At 57.2% G+C, this 25,156-nt stretch carries 1 protein-coding gene; it reads right to left on the bottom strand.

The window, feature by feature from the left end; translation table 11 throughout:
• Positions 1-12 precede the first annotated feature (12 nt).
• A complete protein-coding gene (locus ACN28R_RS02025) occupies positions 13-24,984 on the bottom strand; it encodes an Ig-like domain-containing protein (RefSeq protein ID WP_095833421.1) in 24,972 nt (8,323 codons plus the stop codon).
• Between the last annotated feature and the right edge of the window lie 172 nt (positions 24,985-25,156).

The following is a 25,156-nucleotide window of genomic DNA, read 5'->3' as shown; positions in this document are numbered from 1 at the left end:
CGTGATTACCCGTCAGCTATGGGTGTCTTCGGGTTTACTGATTAAACTGTCAAGAGACGGTAAAGCACCGCTGTAGTGCTCAAGCGTAATGGATACCGCCACCGTACCGCCTTTGTCGCCGGTGAAATTACCTTCCGTGCTGACCTCAATCGTCGGCGAGCCATTGTTTTCCGTCACGCGGATATAGTGGCTGATGTCGGTGCCTTCTTCCAACTCGCCGACCAGATCGCTTAAGTCGATCCTGTCGCCTTCGCTGGCGTTGAAGTCTTTGATGACATCATGCCCGACATCGCCGGCCTGCCATTTAAAGGTGTCGGCCCCGCTTCCTCCGGTCAACACGTTATTGCCTGCCCCGCCGATCAGCAGGTCGTCCCCACTGCCGCCATACAGCAGATCGTTGCCGGCTCCGCCTTTCAGGGTATCGTTACCGCCTTGCCCAAAGAGAATATCGTTGCCCGCGCCGCCATTGAGAATGTCATTGCCGCCGTTGGAGGAAGACAGGTCGAACTCGGCGCTATGCTCGGTGATATAGTTATGCACCTGCTCCACGGAAGCAGTGGTGTCCGCGCTCAAATGCAACTGGTTGCCGACATACTGCTGCAACGCCTGCAGCCCATTACCGTCAATGCCGTCAAATGATATCGCATCGCCGAACAGGATGTCGTCGCCGCTGCCGCCCAGCAGCGTATCATTGCCGCCGTCCAGCGGCTGATTCGATCCCAAAATCGCCTCGGAAAGTTGGCTAGGATCGATATGATCCATCACTACGCCATCGCTGTCATAGTTTTTCAGGCTCGATGCATTCAGCGAGTCTCCGACGCCGATCGCTTCCACGTTCGACACCTGATGCAGCAAAGCGTAGCCCTCAGCGGAGTTGGACGCTGTCGCCGAGTTGGAGTTATAGCCCGTTCCCGCCAGATGAGAGATCTCATAGGTTCCGTCGCCTTCGGCATGAACCTGACCAATCACATATTTAGTACCGAAAACGGAGTAGTAGTAAACATCACCGCTGCTGCTGATGACTTCACGGTTAACCCCCGAAATGTTCATGTAGTAGGCGTGCCCAGGCTGGTAATCAAACGAGTCGATATTCAACGCACTCGTTCGGCCGACCATCACCCTATCCGTCTCGCCGGTCTGATAGTAGGTCGGCTCGCCGTCGGTGATGAAGTACGTCAGATTAGAGCCGCCATTATGCGTCACGGTCTCGCTCTGGAACCAGTTGGCCGCCGTTTTAAACACGTCCTCATAGTTCGTGCCGCCGCCGGAAGCCAGCGAATTCAGAACGTCTATCAGCTTAGATAGCGCATTCGCATCCGACAGGTTTACAGACACGCTCTGACCGACGTTGGTATCGAAATCCGCCAGGAAGACGTTAACCGATCCCGCATGATCAGTGGAGGCGCTCTTGACCAGGTGATTGAACACGTTGGTCAGCGAAGCCACCGTCTTATTGATGCTGTCCGTCGACAAACTGCCGGAGGAGTCCACCAGGAATGCAATATTGTAATTTTGCCCTTCCATGATCTGCAAACCAGAGACATCGCCCACCATCAGATCGTTACTGTGCGTGCCGGTCAGCGTATCGTCGCCGGTGGTACCCACGGTGGCGCCGTACTGCTCAACCTCATCCGAAGAGTAACCGGTGGACGAATCGTGGTTCGCTAGCTCGGTTGACGTCGCCTGCGCAATTACGTCGAACTTACCCGCCGATACCGGCACCAACACGTTAATTTCAGAAGTGAACGACTGCGCATTATTGGTATTCGGGATCAGGTAAGTCCCGTCGCTGCCCACGGTATAAAGCACCGTATCGCCGGAGACAATCTGCGTACCTTCCGGCAGACCGGACAAGGTAATGCCAGACAGTGTTTCGCTGCCGTCAGTATCCGTCAATGAAGCCGAAACGCTGATCGTGTGCTGCTGATAGCCGCTCTGGGCTGGGATCACTTCGATCGTGGTGCCCTTGCTATCCGCCAGAACCGACGTACCGTCGCCGTAGATCACGCCTTCCAACTGGTTGCCGCTGCTGATTAGCTGTTTGCTGCCATAAGTAACGTTCACACCGTCGAACGTATTCACATTGCTGGCGGCATTGTTGTTGGTCGACGTACTGACGCTGTACTTGGATGAATCGCCATCCTGAAGGAAGATATAGTCCGGCGAGGTATTGGTTTCCGAGCCATTGTTGCCGGTGACGGCATTCAGGTTGCGCAGAGTGCCGTCCTGGATATAGCCGGAACCGTCATGCACCACATAGACATCGGTGTAGCTACTGCTGCCGCTGGTATTTCCCTGACTATAGTAAGCAACCGTACCGCTGCCGACCACCTCGGGAACCGGATCCCCCTCTGAGAGCCAGACGCGGACGCCATCGCCAATCTTAACGATCTTGCCGTCCTGAACATCAAATCCGCCATTCTCGCTGCCGCCGTTAACCTTTATCGTCTCCGGTATCAACGTGGTTTCACCGCTGGTGGTGCTCAGGGTTACATTAGGGGTATCCGCAACCGGGGTAATATCAATATTCAACGAAGCATTGCCGCCGGTATTTCCCGCCGTATCAACGGGCTGATATGAGAATTCGCTGAGCGGCGAGCCTGCGGCATTCCCTACCGGTTCAAATCTCAAATCGAGATTCTGCGCCGTAAATTCCTGCCCGACCGTTACGGCCTTCCAGTTGCCGCCATCATTAAAATACAGCGTCCCTTCACTGGCCGACGGCAGAGTCGACATCACAATACTGGCGGTATCGGCGGAGACGCCGAGATCGCTCCAGCCAATATGCAGCGGCGTATCTTCCGTTCCGGTTACGGTATCGTCATGAGTAACCGGCGGCGTAATATCCATCACCGCGTTACTGCTATCCTGCGACTGATTACCCGCGGCATCGGTTGCCGTGGCATCGACAGTAATTTTCCCTTCGGCCAGCGAGCTAAGATCGGTTTGTGTCTGCCATGTACCATCAACGACCGGCACATCGTTCAACGTGACCGACTTGCCATTCACATCGGTAAACACTAAATCGACGCTATTCTCGCTGCTGGTGCCGCTGATGAGCGTATTGGTCAGCTCAGACTGACTGATATAACCATCGTCACCCGCAAAGTGGGTGATATCGACGTCCGGCGCTAGGGTATCAACACCATATGGACGGCTGGCATCGGCTGTGGAGCTATTACCCGCTGCATCGGACGTAGTCACCGTGGCATTCACGCTGCTATTACCCGCCAACACGCTGCCGGGCACATTGACGTTCCAGGTGTTGCCATCGGCATTCACCGTAGTTTGGTAAGTCTCGTTGCCTACCGTGACGGTGACCGTATCACCGGCCTGGACGTTGGCGCCCACCTGACCGGTGACGTTGATTGTCTGGTTGGACTCGGCGGCATTGATCACGTTATCGGCGGTGATGGTATCGATAGAAATCTCGGCTTCTGGTGCCACCGTATCGACCGCATAGCTGTGATCCGCTGTTGCCGTGGTCGGGTTACCCGCCGCATCCGACGTAGTAACTTCCGCATGGATCTGTGTATTACCCGCCAGCACCGCGCCCGGTACGCTTACGCTCCAGATGTTGCCGCCATCGGCTGCGGTGACGGTGGTCTGATAGCTTTGATCACCAACCGTCACCATTACCGTATCGCCCACCTGGACGTCGTTACCGACCCGGCCAGAGATCGTCTGCGGCTGGTTCGACTCAGCCAGATTGATAGTGTTATCAGCGGTCACCGAGTCGATAGTGATACTGGCTTCCGGTGCAGTGACATCCACGGCATAACCGTTGCTGGCATTGGCGGTGGCGGTATTACCTGCCGCATCCGCGGTGGTAACCGTGGCATTTACGGTGCTATTGCCTGCCAACACGCTGCCGGGCACGCCGACATTCCAGGTGCTGCCATCGGCATTCACGGTCGTCTGGTAGGTCTCACTGCCCACCGTGACGGTGACCGTATCACCGGCCTGGACGTTGGCGCCCACCTGACCGGTCACGGCGATCGTCTGACCTGACTCGGCGGCATTGATTACGTTATCGGCGGTGATGGTATCGATGGAGATAGTCGCTTCTGGTGCGGTGATATCCACTTCATAACCGTGGCTGGCATTGGCGGTCGTCGTATTACCCGCCGCATCCACCGTGGTAACTGTGGCATTTACGGTGCTATTGCCTGCCAACACGCTGCCGGGCACGCCGACATTCCAGGTCGTGCCATCGGCATTCACCGTGGTCTGGTAGGTCTCACCACCGACTGTTACCGTAACCACATCACCGGCCTGTACATTAGCGCCTACCTGACCAGTGACGTTGATCGTCTGGCCGGATTCGGCAGCATTAATCACGTTATCGGCGGTGATGGTGTCTATGGAAATCGCGGCTTCCGGCGCGGAGACATCTACTTCATAACCGTGGCTAGCATTGGCCGTAGCCGTATTGCCTGCTGCATCCGTTGTGGTCACTGTGGCATTCACAGCGCTATTGCCTGCCAATATGCTACCCGGCACATTGACGCTCCAGGTCGTGCCATCGGTGTTAACCGTGGTCTGGTAGGTCTCACTACCTACCGTCACCGTGACCGTATCACCGGCCTGCACGTTGGCACCCACCTGACCGGTGACGTTGATCGTCTGGCCGGACTCGGCAGCATTAATCACGTTATCGGCGGTAATAGTGTCGATGCTGATAGTCGCTTCCGGTGCCACCGTATCCACACCATACGGACGGTTTGCATCCGCAGTGGTCGTGTTGCCAGCTGCATCAGACGTAGTCACCATAGCATTCACGGAACTATTACCGGCCAGCACATCGCCCGGCACGCTTACGCTCCAGGTCGTGCCATCGGCGTTAACCGTGGTCTGATAAGACTCACCACCAACGGTTACGGTAACGGTATCACCCGCCTGAACGTTGGCACCTACCTGACCGGTCACGTTGATCGTTTGGTTAGACTCGGCGGCATTGATCACGTTATCGGCGGTAATAGTGTCGATGCTAATCGTCGCTTCCGGCGCGGAGACATCTACTTCATAACCGTGGCTAGCATTAGCCGTGGCGGTATTACCTGCCGCATCCGCGGTGGTAACCGTGGCATTGACGGTACTATTACCCGCCAGTACGTTGCCCGGCACATTGACGCTCCAGGTCGTGCCATCGGCGTTAACCGTGGTCTGATAAGACTCGCCACCAACGGTTATCGTAACCACATCACCCGCCTGCACATTAGCGCCCACCTGGCCGGTAACGTTGATCGTCTGACCAGATTCGGCGGCATTAATCACGTTATCCGCGGTAATGGTATCAATAGAGATCTCGGCTTCTGGTGCCTCGGTATCAACCGCATAGCTGTGATCCGCTGTTGCCGTAGTCGGGTTACCGGCGGCATCCGACGTAGTAACTTCCGCATGGATCTGCGTATTACCGGCCAGCACCTCACCCGGCACGCTTACGCTCCAGGTGCTGCCACCATCGGCTACGGTGACGGTGGTTTGATAGGACTGGTCACCGACCGTCACCGTTACTGTGTCGCCCACCTGGACGTCGTTACCGACGCGGCCAGAGATCGTCTGCGGCTGGTTCGACTCAGCCAGATTAATGGTGTTATCAGCGGTCACCGAGTCGATAGTAATGCTGGCTTCTGGCGCAGTGACATCCACCTCATAACCGTGGCTGGCATTGGCCGTCGCCGTATTCCCCGCCGCATCCGCCGTAGTGACTGTGGCATTTACAGTGCTATTACCTGCCAGTACGCTACCGGGCACACCCACACTCCAGGTGCTGCCATCGGCATTAACGGTGGTCTGGAAGGTCTCATTACCGACTGTGACGGTAACGGTATCGCCAGCCTGAACGTTAGCGCCCACCTGACCGGTGACGGCGATCGTCTGGTTGGACTCGGCGGCATTAATCACGTTATCGGCGGTAATGGTGTCGATGCTAATCGTCGCTTCCGGCGCTACCGTATCCACACCATATGGACGACTCGCATCGGCAGTGGTCGTGTTGCCTGCTGCATCCGCAGTGGTGACCGCCGCATTGACGGTACTATTCCCCGCTAGTACGCTGCCGGGCACATTCACGCTCCAGGCCGTGCCATCGGCATTCACCGTGGTCTGGTAGGTCTCATTACCGACCGTAACAGTAACGGTATCCCCCGCCTGAACATTGGCGCCCACCTGACCGGTGACGCTAATCGTCTGGCCGGACTCGGCGGCATTCACCACATTATCCGCGGTAATGGTATCGATAGAGATCGCCGCTTCCGGTGCAGTGACATCCACGTCATAACCATGGCTAGCATTAGCCGTGGCGGTATTACCTGCCGCATCCGCGGTGGTAACCGTGGCATTGACGGTACTATTACCCACCAGTACGTTGCCCGGCACATTGACGCTCCAGGTCGTGCCATCGGCGTTAACCGTGGTCTGATAAGACTCGCCACCAACGGTTACCGTAACCACATCACCCGCCTGCACATTAGCGCCCACTTGACCGGTAACGTTGATCGTCTGACCAGATTCGGCGGCATTAATCACGTTATCCGCGGTAATGGTATCAATAGAGATCTCGGCTTCTGGTGCTTCGGTATCAACCGCATAGCTGTGATCCGCTGTTGCCGTAGTCGGGTTACCGGCGGCATCCGACGTAGTAACTTCCGCATGGATCTGCGTATTACCGGCCAGCACCTCACCCGGCACGCTTACGCTCCAGGTGCTGCCACCATCGGCTGCGGTGACAGTGGTTTGATAGGACTGACCGCCAACCGTCACTGTTACCGTATCGCCCGCCTGAACATCGTTACCGACCCGCCCAGTGATCGTCTGTGGCTGGTTGGACTCAGTCAGATTGATAGTGTTATCAGCGGTTACCGGATCGATAGTAATGCTGGCTTCTGGCGCCACGGTATCAACTGTATAACCACGACTGGACTCGGCGGTGGCCGTATTCCCTGCTGCATCCGCGGTAGTGACCGTGGCATTCACGGAACTATTACCCGCCAATACGATACCCGGCACATTGACGCTCCAGGTCGTGCCATCAGCATTCACCGTGGTGTGATAAGTCTCACCACCAACGGTTACCGTGACCACATCACCGGCCTGGACGTTGGCGCCCACCTGACCAGTGACGTTGATCGTCTGGCCGGACTCGGCGGCATTCACCACGTTATCAGCGGTCACCGGATCGATAGAGATCGCCGCTTCCGGTGCAGTAACATCCACGTCATAACCGTGGCTGGCATTAGCGGTGGCCGTATTCCCAGCTGCATCCGCAGTGGTGACCGTGGCATTCACGGAACTATTACCCGCCAGTACGTTACCCGGCACATTGACGCTCCAGGTGTTGCCATCAGCATTCACCGTGGTGTGATAAGTCTCACCACCAACGGTTACCGTGACCGTATCACCGGCCTGGACGTTGGCGCCCACCTGACCAGTCACAGCCACATCCTGCTGCGACTCAGCGGCATTAATCACGTTATCCGCAGTAATAGTGTCGATGGTGATAGTCGCTTCCGGCGCTACCGTATCCACACCATATGGACGGCTCGCATCGGCAGTGGTCGTGTTGCCTGCTGCATCCGCAGTGGTAACCGTAGCATTGACGGAACTATTGCCTGCCAGCACGCTGCCCGGCACACCCACGCTCCAGGTGCTGCCATCGGCATTCACCGTAGTCTGGTAGGTCTCATTACCGACCGTCACGGTGACCGTATCGCCCGCCTGAACATCGTTACCAACGCGACCAGTGATATTCTGCGGCTGATTCGACTCAGCCAGGTTGATGGTGTTATCAGCAGTTACCGGATCGATAGTGATGCTGGCTTCTGGCGCCACGGTATCAACCGCATAGCTATGATCTGCGGCTGCCGTGGTCGGGTTACCCGCCGCATCCGACGTAGTAACTTCCGCATGGATCTGTGTATTACCCGCCAGCACCACGCCCGGTACGCTTACGCTCCAGATGTTGCCGCCATCGGCTGCGGTAACGGTGGTCTGATAGCTTTGATCACCGACCGTCACCGTTACCGTGTCGCCCACCTGAACGTCGTTACCAACCCGGCCAGAGATCGTCTGCGGCTGGTTGGACTCAGTCAGATTGATAGTGTTGTCGGAAGTTACCGGATCGATAGTAATGCTGGCTTCCGGTGCGGTGACATCCACGTCATAACCATGGCTGGTATTGGCCGTAGCGGTATTACCTGCTGCATCCGCGGTGGTAACCGTGGCATTCACGGAACTATTGCCCGCCAGTACATTGCCGGGTACGTTGACGCTCCAAGTGCTGCCGTCGGCATTCACGGTCGTCTGGTAGGTCTCACTGCCCACCGTGACGGTGACCGTATCACCGGCCTGGACGTTGGCGCCCACCTGACCGGTCACGGCGATCGTCTGACCTGACTCGGCGGCATTGATTACGTTATCGGCGGTGATGGTATCGATGGAGATAGTCGCTTCTGGTGCGGCGATATCCACGTCATAACCACGGCTGGTATTGGCCGATGCGGTATTACCTGCCGCATCGGCCGTGGTGACCGTGGCATTCACGCTGCTATTACCCGCCAGTACATTGCCGGGTACGTTGACGCTCCAAGTGCTGCCGTCGGCATTCACCGTAGTCTGGTAGGTCTCATTACCGACCGTCACGGTGACCGTATCGCCCGCCTGAACATTAGCGCCTACCTGACCAGTGACGTTGATCGTCTGATTGGACTCGGCAGCATTGATTACGTTATCGGCGGTAATAGTGTCGATGCTAATCGTCGCTTCCGGTGCCACGGTATCAACCGCGTAGCTATGATCCGCTGTTGCCATAGTCGGGTTACCGGCGGCGTCCGACGTAGTGACTTCCGCATGGATCTGCGTGTTACCGGCCAGCACCTCACCCGGCACGTTTACGCTCCAGATATTGCCGCCATCAGCGTCGGCAGTAACGGTGGTTTGATAGGACTGACCACCGACCGTCACCGTGACCGTGTCGCCCACCTGAACGTCGTTACCGACCCGGCCAGTGATAGTCTGCGGCTGGTTCGACTCAGCCAGATTGATGGTGTTATCAGAAGTCACCGGATCGATAGTAATGCTGGCTTCCGGCGCAGTGACATCCACGTCATAACCACGGCTGGCATCGGCGGTGGTCGTATTCCCTGCTGCATCCGCCGTAGTGACCGTGGCATTGACCGAAGTATTACCCGCCAGTACGCTGCCGGGCACGTTGACGCTCCAAGTGCTGCCGTCGGCATTCACCGTAGTCTGGTAGGTCTCACCACCGACTGTTACCGTAACCACATCACCGGTCTGTACATTAGCGCCTACCTGACCAGTGACGTTGATTGTCTGATTGGACTCGGCAGCATTGATTACGTTATCGGCGGTAATAGTGTCGATGCTAATCGTCGCTTCCGGTGCCACGGTATCAACCGCGTAGCTATGATCCGCTGTTGCCATAGTCGGGTTACCGGCGGCGTCCGACGTAGTGACTTCCGCATGGATCTGCGTGTTACCGGCCAGCACCTCACCCGGCACGCTTACGCTCCAGATATTGCCGCCATCAGCGTCGGCAGTAACGGTGGTTTGATAGGACTGATCACCGACCGTCACGGTGACCGTGTCGCCCACCTGAACGTCGTTACCAACGCGGCCAGAGATCGTTTGCGGCTGGTTGGACTCAGCCAGATTGATGGTGTTATCAGCGGTTACCGGATCGATAGTAATGGTAGCTTCCGGTGCCACGGTATCAACCGCGTAGCTATGATCCGCTGTTGCAGTAGCCGGGTTACCGGCGGCATCCGACGTAGTAACTTCCGCATGGATCTGCGTATTACCGGCCAAAACATCACCCGGCACGCTTACGCTCCAGATGTTGCCACCATCGGCTGCGGTGACGTTGGTTTGATAGGACTGACCGCCAACCGTCACCGTTACCGTATCACCCACCTGAACGTCATTACCAACGCGACCAGTGATAGCCTGCGGCTGGTTGGACTCGGACAGGTTGATGGTGTTATCAGCGGTCACCGGATCGATAGTGATGCTGGCTTCTGGCCCGGTAACATCCACGTCATAACCATGGCTGGTATTGGCCGTGGCGGTATTGCCTGCCTCGTCAGCGGTAGTAACACTGGCACTAACCGACGTATTACCCGCCAGTACGCCGCCCGGCACATTGACGCTCCAGGTGCTGCCGTCGGCATTCACCGTAGTCTGGTAGGTCTCATTACCGACCGTGACGGTGACCGTATCACCAGACTGCACATTAGCGCCCACCTGACCGGTGACGTTGATCGTCTGACCAGACTCGGCGGCATTCACCACATTATCCGCGGTAATGGTATCGATAGAAATTTCAGCTTCTGGTGCGTTAACATCCACTTCATAACCGTGGCTGGTATTGGCCGTAGCGGTATTGCCTGCCGCATCGGCAGTGGTAACCGTGGCATTTACCGCGGTATTACCCGCCAGTACGCTGCCGGGCACGCCGACACTCCAGGTGCTGCCATCGGCATTCACCGTAGTTTGGTAAATCTCGTTGCCTACCGTTACGGTAACCACATCGCCAGCCTGGACATCGTTACCAACACGCCCAGAAATCGACTGCGGCTGGTTCGACTCAGCCAGGTTGATGGTGTTATCAGAAGTTACTGGATCGATAGTGATACTGGCTTCCGGTGCGATGACATCCACTTCATAACCGTGGCTGGCATCGGCGGTGGCGGTATTACCTGCCACATCCGCGGTGGTCACCGTCGCATTGACCGACGTGTTACCCGCCAACACGCTGCCGGGCACATTGACGCTCCAGGTGCGGCCGTCGGCATTCACCGTGGTTTGGTAGGTATCACTGCCCACAGTGACGGTAACCGTATCGCCCGCCTGAACATTGGCGCCTACCTGACCAGTGATGGAGATAGTCTGACCAGACTCGGCGACATTAATCACGTTATCGGCGGTAATGATATTGATGGAGATCTCGGCTTCCGGTGCTACCGTATCCACACCATACGGACGATTAGCATCGGCGGTGGTTGTATTGCCTGCCGCATCGGCTGTTGTCACTGAGGCATTCACCGCGTTATTGCCCGCCAGCACGCTACCCGGCACGTTGACGCTCCAGGTGCTGCTATCGGCATTGACCGTGGTTTGGTAAGTTTCGTTGCCTACCGTCACAGTGACCGTATCGCCGGCCTGGACGTCCGAGCCCACTTTACCGGTGACGCTGATGTTTTGATTGGACTCAGCGGCATTAATCACATTATCGGCAGTGATGGTATCGATGCTAATTGCCGCTTCTGGTGCGGTAACATCCACTTCATAACCGTGGCTGGCATTTGCAGTAGCCGTATTGCCTGCCGCATCAGAGGTGGTGACCGTGGCATTCACGGAACTATTACCCGCCAATACGCTACCCGGTACATTGACGCTCCAGGTCGTGCCATCGGTGTTAACCGTGGTCTGGTAGGTCTCATTACCGACCGTGACGGTGACCGTATCACCGGCCTGGACGTTGGCGCCCACCTGACCAGTGACGGAAATAGTCTGACCAGACTCGGCGGCATTCACCACGTTATCGGCGGTGATGGCATCGATAGTAATGGTGGCTTCTGGCGCTACCGTATCCACACTATATGGACGGCTCGCATCGGCGGTCGTCGTATTCCCCGCTGCATCAGACGTAGTCACCGAGGCATTGACGGTGCTATTGCCTGCCAACACGCTGCCGGGCACGCCGACACTCCAGGTCGTGCCATCGGCATTCACCGTGGTCTGGTAGGTCTCGTTGCCTACCGTCACGGTGACCGTATCACCGACCTGTACATTAGCGCCTACCTGACCAGTGACGGAGATCGTTTGGTTAGACTCGGCGGCATTGATCACGTTATCCGCGGTAATGGTATCAATAGAGATCTCGGCTTCTGGTGCCTCGGTATCAACCGCATAGCTGTGATCCGCTGTTGCCGTAGTCGGGTTACCGGCTGCATCCGACGTAGTAACTTCCGCATGGATCTGCGTATTACCGGCCAAAACATCACCCGGCACGCTTACGCTCCAGATGTTGCCGCCATCGGCTGCGGTGACGGTGGTTTGATAGGACTGACCGCCAACCGTCACGGTGACCGTATCGCCAGCCTGAACATCGTTACCAACGCGACCAGTGATATTCTGCGGCTGATTCGACTCAGCCAGGTTGATGGTGTTATCAGCGGTTACCGAATCGATAGTGATGCTGGCTTCCGGCGCCACGGTGTCGACCGCATAATTGTGATCTGCGGCGGCGGTGCTCGGGTTACCGGCGGTATCCGACGTAGTAACTTCCGCATGGATTTGCGTATTACCCGCCAGCACTTCACCCGGTACGCTTATGCTCCACGTACTGCCATCAGCATTCACCGTGGTCTGGTAAGTCTCACTGCCTACCGTCACGGTGACCGTATCACCAGCCTGAACGTCATTACCGACACGGCCAGAGACAGTCTGCGACTGGTTCGACTCAGCCAGATTGATGGTGTTATCAGAAGTCACCGGATCGATAGTGATGCTGGCTTCTGGCGCCACGGTATCAACCGCGTAGCTATGATCTGCGGCTGCCGTGGTCGGGTTACCGGCGGCGTCCGACGTAGTAACTTCCGCATGGATCTGCGTATTACCGGCCAGCACCTCGCCCGGTACGCTTACGCTCCAGATAGTACTCCCATCGGCGTCGGCAATGACGGTGGTCTGATAGGACTGACCACCGACCGTCACCGTTACCATGTCGCCCACCTGAACGTCGTTACCAACCCGGCCAGAAATCGTCTGCGGCTGGTTCGACTCAACCAGATTGATAGTGTTGTCGGAAGTTACTGGATCGATAGTAATGCTGGCTTCCGGTGCGATGACATCCACTTCATAACCGTGGCTGGCATCGGCGGTGGCGGTATTACCTGCCGCATCCGTGGTGGTCACCGTCGCATTGACCGACGTGTTACCCGCCAGCACGCTGCCCGGCACATTGACGCTCCAGGTGCGGCCGTCGGCATTCACCGTGGTTTGGTAGGTATCACTGCCCACCGTGACGGTGACCGTATCGCCCGCCTGAACATTAGCGCCCACCTGGCCGGTGACGTTGATCGTCTGGCCAGACTCGGCGGCATTGATCACGTTATCCGCGGTAATGGTATCGATGGTGATTGTCGCTTCTGGTGCAGTGATATCCACTTCATAACCGTGGCTGGCATTAGCGGTCGTCGTATTCCCCGCTGCATCCGCCGTGGTGACTATGGCATTTACTGTGCTATTGCCTGCCAACACGCTGCCAGGCACGCCGACGCTCCAGGTCGTGCCATCGGCGTTAACCGTGGTCTGATAAGACTCACCACCAACAGTTACCGTAACCGTATCACCCGCCTGCACATTAGCGCCCACCTGACCGGTAACGTTGATCGTCTGACCAGATTCGGCGGCATTAATCACGTTATCGGCGGTGATGGTATCGATGGTGATAGTCGCTTCCGGTGCCACAGTATCAACCGCGTAGCTATGATCCGCGGCTGCAGTGGTCGGGTTACCGGCCGCATCCGACGTAGTAACTTCCGCATGGATCTGCGTATTACCGGCCAGCACCTCGCCCGGCACGCTTACGCTCCAGATGTTGCCGCCATCGGCTGCGGTGACGGTGGTCTGATAGCTTTGATCACCGACCGTCACGGTGACCGTGTCGCCCACCTGAACGTCGTTACCAACCCGGCCAGAGATCGTCTGCGGCTGATTCGACTCGGACAGGTTGATGGTGTTATCAGCGGTCACCGGATCGATAGTGATGCTGGCTTCTGGCGCCACGGTATCAACTGTATAACCACGACTGGACTCGGCGGTCGTCATATTCCCTGCCGCATCGGACGTAGTCACCGTAGCGTTAACTGAACTGTTACCCGCCAGCACGTTGCCCGGCACGCCGACGCTCCAGGTCGTGCCATCGGCGTTAACCGTGGTCTGATAAGACTCACCACCAACGGTTACGGTAACGGTATCACCCGCCTGGACATTGGCGCCCACCTGGCCGGTGACGTTGATCGTCTGGCCGGACTCGGCGGCATTAATCACGTTATCCGCAGTGATGGTATCGATGGTGATCTCGGCTTCCGGCGCTACCGTATCGACCGCATAACTGTGATCTGCGGCTGCGGTGGCCGGGTTACCGGCGGCGTCCGACGTAGTGACTTCCGCATGGATCTGCGTATTACCGGCCAGCACCTCACCCGGTACGCTTACACTCCAGATATTGCCACCATCGGCTACGGTGACGGTGGTTTGATAGGACTGGTCACCGACCGTCACCGTTACTGTGTCGCCCACCTGGACGTCGTTACCGACGCGGCCAGAGATCGTCTGCGGCTGGTTGGACTCAGTCAGATTGATAGTGTTGTCGGAAGTTACCGGATCGATAGTAATGCTGGCTTCCGGTGCGGTGACATCCACGTCGTAACCATGGCTGGTATTGGCCGTAGCGGTATTACCTGCTGCATCCGCGGTGGTAACCGTGGCATTCACGGAACTATTACCCGCCAGTAAGTTGCCCGGCACATTGACGCTCCAAGTGCTGCCATCAGCATTCACGGTGGTCTGGTAGGTCTCACTGCCCACCGTGACGGTGACCGTATCACCGGCCTGGACGTTGGCGCCCACCTGACCGGTCACGGCGATCGTCTGACCTGACTCGGCGGCATTGATTACGTTATCGGCGGTGATGGTATCGATGGAGATAGTCGCTTCTGGTGCGGCGATATCCACGTCATAACCACGGCTGGTATTGGCCGATGCGGTATTACCTGCCGCATCGGCCGTGGTGACCGTGGCATTCACGCTGCTATTACCCGCCAGTACATTGCCGGGTACGTTGACGCTCCAAGTGCTGCCGTCGGCATTCACCGTAGTCTGGTAGGTCTCATTACCGACCGTCACGGTGACCGTATCGCCCGCCTGAACATTGGCGCCTACCTGACCAGTGACGTTGATTGTCTGATTGGACTCGGCAGCATTGATTACGTTATCGGCGGTAATAGTGTCGATGCTAATCGTCGCTTCCGGCGCGGTGACATCCACCGTATAACCACGGCTGGCATCGGCGGTCGTCGTATTCCCGGCTGCATCCGCCGTGGTGACTGTCGCATTTACAGTGCTATTACCTGCCAGTACGCCGCCGGGCACGCCGACGCTCCAGGTCGTGCCATCAGCATTCACCGTGGTCTGATAAGTCTCGTTGCCTACAGTGACGGTGACCGTATCGCCCACCTGAACGTCGTTACCAACGCGACCAGTGATAGCCTGCGGCTGGTTGGACTCGGACAGGTTGATGGTGTTATCAGCGGTCACCGGATCGATAGTGATGCTGGCTTCTGGCGCCACGGTATCAACTGTATAACCACGACTGGACTCGGCGGTGGCCGTATTCCCTGCTGCATCCGCGGTGGTCACTGTAGCATTGACCGACGTGTTACCCGCCAGCACGCTACCCGGTACGTTGACACTCCAGGTACTTCCATCGGAATTGACAGTGGTCTGGTAGGTCTCATTACCGACCGTAACAGTAACGGTATCCCCCGCCTGAACATTGGCGCCCACTTGACCGGTCACGGAGATCGTCTGACCGGACTCGGCGGCATTGATTACGTTATCGGCGGTAATGATATTGATGGAGATCTCGGCTTCCGGTGCTACCGTATCCACACCATACGGACGATTAGCATCGGCGGTGGTTGTATTGCCTGCCGCATCGGCTGTTGTCACTGAGGCATTCACCGCGTTATTGCCCGCCAGCACGCTACCCGGCACGTTGACGCTCCAGGTGCTGCTATCGGCATTGACCGTGGTTTGGTAAGTTTCGTTGCCTACCGTCACAGTGACCGTATCGCCGGCCTGGACGTCCGAGCCCACTTTACCGGTGACGCTGATGTTTTGATTGGACTCAGCGGCACTAATCACATTATCGGCAGTGATGGTATCAATGCTAATTGCCGCTTCTGGTGCGGTAACATCCACTTCATAACCGTGGCTGGCATTTGCAGTGGTCGTGTTGCCTGCTGCATCGGCAGTCGTCACCGTAGCATTGACTGAGCTATTGCCCGCCAGCACGCTGCCGGGCACGCCGACACTCCAGGTGCTGCCATCGGCATTCACCGTAGTTTGGTAAATCTCATTGCCTATCGTCACGGTAACGACATCACCGGCCTGCACGTTGGAACCCACCTGGCCGGTCACAGTCACATCCTGCTGCGACTCAGCGGCATTCACCACGTTATCGGCAGTAATAGTGTCGATGGTGATAGTCGCTTCCGGCGCTACCGTATCTACACCATATGGACGGCTCGCATCGGCAGTGGTCGTGTTGCCTGCCACATCCGCGGTGGTCACCGTCGCATTGACCGACGTGTTACCCGCCAACACGCTGCCGGGCACATTGACGCTCCAGGTGCGGCCGTCGGCATTCACCGTGGTTTGGTAGGTATCACTGCCCACAGTGACGGTAACCGTATCGCCCGCCTGAACATTGGCGCCTACCTGACCAGTGATGGAGATAGTCTGACCAGACTCGGCGACATTAATCACGTTATCCGCAGTAATAGTATCGATGCTAATCGTCGCTTCTGGTGCGGTGACATCCACTTCATAACCGTGGCTAGCATTAGCGGAGACCGTATTTCCTGCTGCATCCGTTGTGGTCACTGTAGCATTCACAGCGCTATTGCCTGCCAACACGCTACCCGGCACATTGACGCTCCAGGTGCTGCCGTCGGCATTCACCGTGGTCTGGTAGGTCTCCCTGCCCACCGTGACGGTGACCGTATCACCGGCCTGCACATTAGCGCCCACCTGACCGGTGACGTTGATCGTCTGGCCGGACTCGGCGGCATTAATCACGTTATCGGCGGTGATGGTATCAATGGTGATAGTCGCTTCTGGCGCTACCGTGTCGACCGCATAACTATGATCTGCGGCTGCGGTGGTTGGGTTACCCGCCGCATCCGACGTAGTGACTTCCGCATGGATCTGCGTATTACCCGCCAGCATCGCGCCCGGTACGTTTACGCTCCAGATATTGCCGCCATCAGCGTCGGCAGTAACGGTGGTTTGATAGGACTGACCACCGACCGTCACCGTGACGGTGTCGCCCACCTGAACGTCGTTACCGACCCGGCCAGTGATAGTCTGCGGCTGGTTCGACTCAGCCAGATTGATCGTGTTATCAGCGGTTACCGGATCGATAGTAATGGTAGCTTCCGGTGCCACGGTATCAACTGTATAACCACGACTGGACTCGGCGGTCGTCATATTCCCTGCCGCATCGGACGTAGTCACCGTAGCGTTAACTGAACTGTTACCCGCCAGCACGTTGCCCGGCACGCCGACGCTCCAGGTCGTGCCATCGGCGTTAACCGTGGTCTGATAAGACTCACCACCAACGGTTACGGTAACGGTATCACCCGCCTGAACATTGGCGCCTACCTGACCAGTGACGGAGATCGTCTGACCAGACTCGGCCACATTAATCACGTTATCCGCAGTAATAGTATCGATGCTAATCGTCGCTTCTGGTGCGGTGACATCCACTTCATAACCGTGGCTAGCATTGGCGGAGGCCGTATTTCCTGCTGCATCCGTTGTGGTCACTGTAGCATTCACAGCGCTATTACCTGCCAACACGCTACCCGGCACATTGACGCTCCAGATGTTGCCGCCATCTGCTGCGGTGACGGTGGTCTGATAGCTTTGATCACCGACCGTCACGGTTACCGTGTCGCCCACCTGAACGTCGTTACCGACCCGGCCAGAGACAGTCTGCGACTGGTTCGACTCAGCCAGATTGATAGTGTTATCGGCGGTTACCGGATCGATAGTAATGCTGGCTTCCGGTGCCACGGTATCCACCGCGTAGCTATGATCCGCTGTTGCAGTGGTCGGGTTACCCGCCGCATCCGCCGTAGTGACTGTGGCATTTACGGTGCTATTGCCTGCCAACACGCTGCCCGGCACATTGACGCTCCAGGTCATGCCATCGGCGTTAACCGTGGTCTGATAAGACTCACCACCAACGGTTACCGTGACCGTATCACCGGCCTGGACGTTGGCGCCCACCTGACCAGTCACAGCCACATCCTGCTGCGACTCAGCGGCATTAATCACGTTATCCGCAGTGATGGTATCAATGCTAATTGCTGCTTCCGGCGCTACCGTATCGACATCATACGGACGGCTCGCTTCGGCCGTGGTCGTATTTCCCGCCGCATCAGCAGTTGTCACCGTAGCATTCACCGAGCTATTACCCGCCAGCACGCTGCCCGGCACGTTGACACTCCAGGTAGTGCCATCAGCATTGACCGTAGTTTGGTAAGTTTCGCTGCCCACCGTCACGGTAACCGTATCGCCAGCCTGGACGTCCGAGCCCACTTTACCGGTGACGCTGATGTTTTGGTTGGACTCGACTGCATTCACCACATTATCGGCAGTGATGGTATCAATGCTGATTGCTGCTTCTGGTGCGGTAACATCCACTCCATAATCGTGGCTGGTATTTGCGGTAGCCGTGTTGCCTGCCGCATCCGCAGTCGTCACCGTAGCATTGACTGCGGTATTACCCGCCAGTACGCTACCAGGCACACCCACACTCCAGGTCGTGCCATCGGTGTTAACCGTGGTCTGGTAGGTTTCATTACCAACCGTGACGGTGACCGTATCACCGGCCTGCACGTTGGCACCCACCTGACCGGTGACGTTGATCGTCTGGCCGGACTCGGCAGCATTAATCACGTTATCGGCGGTAATAGTGTCGATGCTGATAGTCGCTTCCGGTGCCACCGTATCCACACCATACGGACGGTTTGCATCCGCAGTGGTCGTGTTGCCAGCTGCATCAGACGTAGTCACCATAGCATTCACGGAACTATTACCGGCCAGCACATCGCCCGGCACGCTTACGCTCCAGATGTTGCCGCCATCGGCTGCGGTAACGGTGGTCTGATAGCTTTGATCACCGACCGTCACCATTACCGTATCGCCCACCTGAACGTCGTTACCGACACGGCCAGAGATCATCTGCGACTGGTTGGACTCGGACAGGTTGATGGTGTTATCAGCGGTCACCGGATCGATAGTGATGCTGGCTTCTGGCGCCACGGTATCAACTGTATAACCACGACTGGACTCGGCGGTCGTCATATTCCCTGCCGCATCGGACGTAGTCACCGTAGCGTTAACTGAACTGTTACCCGCCAGCACGTTGCCCGGCACGCCGACGCTCCAGGTCGTGCCATCGGCGTTAACCGTGGTCTGATAAGACTCACCACCAACGGTTACGGTAACGGTATCACCCGCCTGGACATTGGCGCCCACCTGGCCGGTGACGTTGATCGTCTGGCCGGACTCGGCGGCATTAATCACGTTATCCGCAGTGATGGTATCGATGGTGATCTCGGCTTCCGGCGCTACCGTATCGACCGCATAACTGTGATCTGCGGCTGCGGTGGCCGGGTTACCGGCGGCGTCCGACGTAGTGACTTCCGCATGGATCTGCGTATTACCGGCCAGCACCTCACCCGGTACGCTTACACTCCAGATATTGCCACCATCGGCTACGGTGACGGTGGTTTGATAGGACTGGTCACCGACCGTCACCGTTACTGTGTCGCCCACCTGGACGTCGTTACCGACGCGGCCAGAGATCGTCTGCGGCTGGTTGGACTCAGTCAGATTGATAGTGTTGTCGGAAGTTACCGGATCGATAGTAATGCTGGCTTCCGGTGCGGTGACATCCACGTCGTAACCATGGCTGGTATTGGCCGTAGCGGTATTACCTGCTGCATCCGCGGTGGTAACCGTGGCATTCACGGAACTATTACCCGCCAGTAAGTTGCCCGGCACATTGACGCTCCAAGTGCTGCCATCAGCATTCACGGTGGTCTGGTAGGTCTCACTGCCCACCGTGACGGTGACCGTATCACCGGCCTGGACGTTGGCGCCCACCTGACCGGTCACGGCGATCGTCTGACCTGACTCGGCGGCATTGATTACGTTATCGGCGGTGATGGTATCGATGGAGATAGTCGCTTCTGGTGCGGCGATATCCACGTCATAACCACGGCTGGTATTGGCCGATGCGGTATTACCTGCCGCATCGGCCGTGGTGACCGTGGCATTCACGCTGCTATTACCCGCCAGTACATTGCCGGGTACGTTGACGCTCCAAGTGCTGCCGTCGGCATTCACCGTAGTCTGGTAGGTCTCATTACCGACCGTCACGGTGACCGTATCGCCCGCCTGAACATTGGCGCCTACCTGACCAGTGACGTTGATTGTCTGATTGGACTCGGCAGCATTGATTACGTTATCGGCGGTAATGGTATCAATAGAGATCTCGGCTTCTGGTGCCTCGGTATCAACCGCATAGCTGTGATCCGCTGTTGCAGTAGTCGGGTTACCGGCGATATCCGACGTGGTGACTTCCGCATGGATCTGCGTATTACCGGCCAGCACCTCGCCCGGTACGCTTACACTCCAGATGTTGCCGTCGTCAGCAGCTGTGACGGTAGTGTGATAGCTTTGATCACCGACCGTCACCGTTACCGTATCGCCCACCTGGACGTCGTTACCAACGCGACCAGCGATAGTCTGCGGCTGGTTGGACTCAGCCAAGTTGATGGTGTTATCAGCGGTTACCGGATCGATAGTGATGCTGGCTTCCGGCGCGGCGATATCCACGTCATAACCGTGGCTGGTATTGGCCGTGGCGGTATTACCCGCCGCATCCACCGTGGTGACTGTGGCATTGACGGTGCTGTTGCCTGCCAACACGCTGCCGGGCACATTGACGCTCCAGGTTGTACCATCGGCATTGACGGTCGTCTGATAGGTCTCACTGCCCACAGTGACGATGACCGTATCGCCCGCCTGAACATTGGCGCCCACCTGACCGGTGATGCTGATCGTCTGGTTGGACTCGGCAGCGTTCACCACGTTATCGGCGGTGATGGTATCGATGGTGATTGTCGCTTCTGGTGCCACCGTGTCGACATCGTAGCTGTGATCCGCTGTTGCCGTAGTCGGGTTACCCGCCGCATCCGAGGTAGTAACCGTGGCATTAACGGTACTATTGCCTGCCAACACGCTGCCCGACACATTGACGCTCCAAGTGCTGCCGTCGGCGTTAACCGTGGTCTGGTAGGTCTCATTGCCCACCATGACGGTAACCGTATCACCCGCCTGAACGTCGTTGCCGACCCGCCCAGAAAGCGTCTGCGGCTGGTTCGACTCAACCAGATTGATGGTGTTATCAGAAGTCACCGGATCGATAGTGATACTAGCTTCCGGCGCGGTGACATCCACTTCATAACCATGGCTGGCATTGGCGGTAGCCGTATTTCCTGCCGTATCGGCCGTGGTGACTGTGGCATTGACGCTGCTATTACCCGCCAATACGCTGCCGGGCACATTCACGCTCCAGGTCGTGCCATCGGCATTCACCGTGGTCTGGTAGGTCTCATTACCGACCGTAACAGTAACGGTATCCCCCGCCTGAACATTGGCGCCCACCTGACCGGTGACGCTAATCGTCTGGTTGGACTCGGCCGCATTGATCACGTTATCGACGGTAATAGTGTCGATGGTGATAGTCGCTTCCGGCGCCACGCTGTCGACATCGTAGCTGTGATCCGCGGCTGCGGTGGCCGGGTTACCGGCCGCGTCCGACGTGGTGACTTCCGCATGGATCTGCGTATTTCCCGCCAACACCTCGCCCGGTACGCTCACGCTCCAGATATTGCCACCATCGGCGGCGGTAACAGTGGTCTGATAGGACTGGCTGCCGACCGTCACCGTCACTGTGTCGCCCACCTGGACGTCGCTACCGACACGGCCAGTGATAGTCTGCGGCTGGTTCGACTCAGCCAGATTGATGGTGTTATCAGCGGTCACCGGATCGATAGTAATGGTAGCTTCCGGTGCCACGGTATCAACCGCGTAGCTATGATCCGCTGTTGCCGTAGTCGGGTTACCGGCGCTATCCGACGTAGTAACTTCCGCATGGATCTGCGTGTTACCCGCCAGCACCTCGCCCGGCACGCTTACGCTCCAGATGTTGCTGCCATCGGAGGCGGCTGTGACGGTGGTCTGATAGGACTGACCGCCAACCGTCACGGTTACCGTATCGCCAGCCTGAACGTCGTTACCAACGCGACCAGTGATATTCTGCGGCTGATTCGACTCGGACAGGTTGATGGTGTTATCAGCGGTCACCGGATCGATAGTAATGGTAGCTTCCGGTGCCACGGTATCAACCGCGTAGCTATGATCCGCTGTTGCAGTAGTCGGGTTACCGGCTGCATCCGACGTAGTAACTTCCGCATGGATCTGCGTATTACCGGCCAAAACATCACCCGGCACGCTTACGCTCCAGATGTTGCCACCATCGGCTGCGGTGACGGTGGTTTGATAGGACTGACCGCCAACCGTCACCGTTACCGTATCGCCCACCTGGACGTCGTTACCGACATGCCCAGAGATCGTCTGCGGCTGGTTCGCCTCAACCAGATTGATGGTGTTATCAGAAGTCACCGGATCGATAGTGATACTAGCTTCCGGCGCGGTGACATCCACTTCATAACCATGGCTGGCATTGGCGGTAGCCGTATTTCCTGCCGTATCGGCCGTGGTGACTGTGGCATTGACGCTGCTATTACCCGCCAATACGCTGCCGGGCACATTCACGCTCCAGGTGCCGCCATCGGCGTTAACCGTGGTCTGATAAGACTCACCGCCTACAGTGACGGTGACCGTATCACCGGCCTGAACGTTGGCGCCCACCTGACCAGTGACGGAAATCGTCTGACCAGACTCGGCGGCATTAATCACGTTATCGGCGGTAATGGTGTCGATGCTAATCGCCGCTTCCGGCGCAGTGACATCCACTTCATAACCGTGGCTGGTATTGGCCGTGGCGGTATTACCCGCCGCATCCACCGTGGTGACTGTGGCATTGACGGTGCTATTGCCTGCCAACACGCTGCCAGGCACGCCGACATTCCAGGTCGTGCCATCGGTGTTAACCGTGGTCTGGTAGGTCTCGTTGCCTACCGTCACGATGACCGTATCACCGGCTTGGACGTCCGCACTCACCTGACCGGTGACGTTGATCGTCTGGTTGGACTCGGCAGCGTTCACCACGTTATCTGCGGTGATGGTATCGATAGTGATAGTCGCTTCTGGTGCCACGGTGTCGACTGCATAGCTATGATCCGCGGTTGCAGTGGTCGGATTACCCGCCGTATCCGATGTAGTGACTTCCGCATGGATCTGCGAATTGCCGGCCAGCACCGAGCCCGGTACGCTGACGCTCCAGATATGGCTGCCGTCCGCGGCCGTGGTCACGGTGGTCTGATAAGACTGACCGCCTACCGTCACGGTCACCGTATCACCTGCCTGCACATCGTTGCCGACACGGCCGGTAACGCTCTGCGGCTGGTTGGACTCAGCGAGATTAATGATGTCATCGCCAGTGATTGGATCGATGGTGATGCTGGCTTGCGGCACTACGGCATCAACCGTGTAGTTATGGTCTGCTGTGGCGGTAGTCGAGTTACCCGCCTCATCGCTGGTGATCACTTCGGCGTGGATCTGCGAGTTACCCGCCAGCACGCTGCCCGGCACACTCACGCTCCACATGCTGCCGCCGTCGGCCGCCGTGACCGTCGTTTGATAGCTGTGGCCGCCGACCGTTACAGTGACCGTATCGCCCACCTGCACATCATTGCCGACACGGCCAGTGATCGTCTGCGGCTGGGTCGACTCTGCCTGATTGATGACGTTATCCGTAGTCACTGGATCGATGGTGATGCTGGCTTCCGGTGCCACCGTATCAACGCCGTAGGTCCGGCTCGCATGCGCGGTGGTCGAATTTCCCGCCGCATCGGACGTGGTGACGCTGGCGCTAATTGCCGTATTGCCCGCCAGTACGCTGCCCGGTACATCGACGCTCCAGGTGTTGCCATCGGCATTGACGGTAGTCTGATAAGACTGCCCGCCGACAGTGACGGCGACTATATCGCCCGCGTGGACGTCCGCGCCCACCTGACCGGTCACGCTGATAGTCTGATTAGACTCGTCGGCATTGACCACGTTATCGGCGGTGATAGGATCAATACTAATCGCCGCATCTGGCGCCAATGTATCAACCGTTATCGAACTACTGGCGCCAGTGCCCGGCGTTCCGTTCTCATCTGTGTAGCTGCCATCAGGAACACTGATGACAACTTCGCCCTCAAAATCAGAACGAGGCGTCAGTACCGCCGACCAATGAGTAGGATCGTTCGGATCCTGAGTCAATGCACTCAGCGTTCCATTAGCAACGGTAATATCATTTCCATCGAAACCCGCCGGAGGCTTGGTAAACGAAAAACTAACCGTACCATCACCATTAATGGTGATGGCCACAGAAGGTGATGTCGTGCTATCCGTTGTCTCTGCATTTGACGCAGCTAACGCCATGCCCGCGGGATTGTTTTCCTCAGAGGATGAGGCCGTGCCAGCAGTCAGTCCCGCGGTATCATAACCAACGAGGGGATCAACAATTTGACCGGTCAATTCCAACACCACCGGCGTATGGCTGCCGCCGCCGTCTCCGGCCTCGCCAATATCGCTATTCCCGGCAGCCGTTGGCTCTAATATTTGCGTCGGGTCTTCCCCTTGAGCAATGGCGGATTGCAAGGACTCGACGTCACTATTATTGTTCGCCGAGGTAGTATTTTCATTATTCACGCCAGCAACGCCACTCCAGTTGCTGTCGCGACCTAAATCCAATGTGCGTCCATCAGGTAACGTTATCGAAACAGCGCCATTATCTCCCGTAACGACTTCTTCACCGCTGTAGATACGCTCACCTGCAACTAATAACCGTTGACTGCCATCCAAAGCGACGACAAAAACCTGACCGATAACGAATTTAATGATACCGATTACGTTATTCAAAATAATTCCCCTTGCTATCTAGTTATTATTTTATGATGCAAATAATTTAGTAATAGATTGCGACATCATCCTGATGCGTTGATCTTGCTGTACAGGCATACTGTAGAATTGATTATAGTATCCGTAAACTGACTTTCTTATGTGCCAATCTCTTGACTCAATGACCAATATA

The organism is Brenneria goodwinii, assembly GCF_002291445.1.
Lineage (GTDB): Bacteria > Pseudomonadota > Gammaproteobacteria > Enterobacterales > Enterobacteriaceae > Brenneria > Brenneria goodwinii.
The sequence above is the reverse complement of the archived record's forward strand: the minus strand, read 5'-3'. Positions and strand labels throughout refer to the sequence as shown.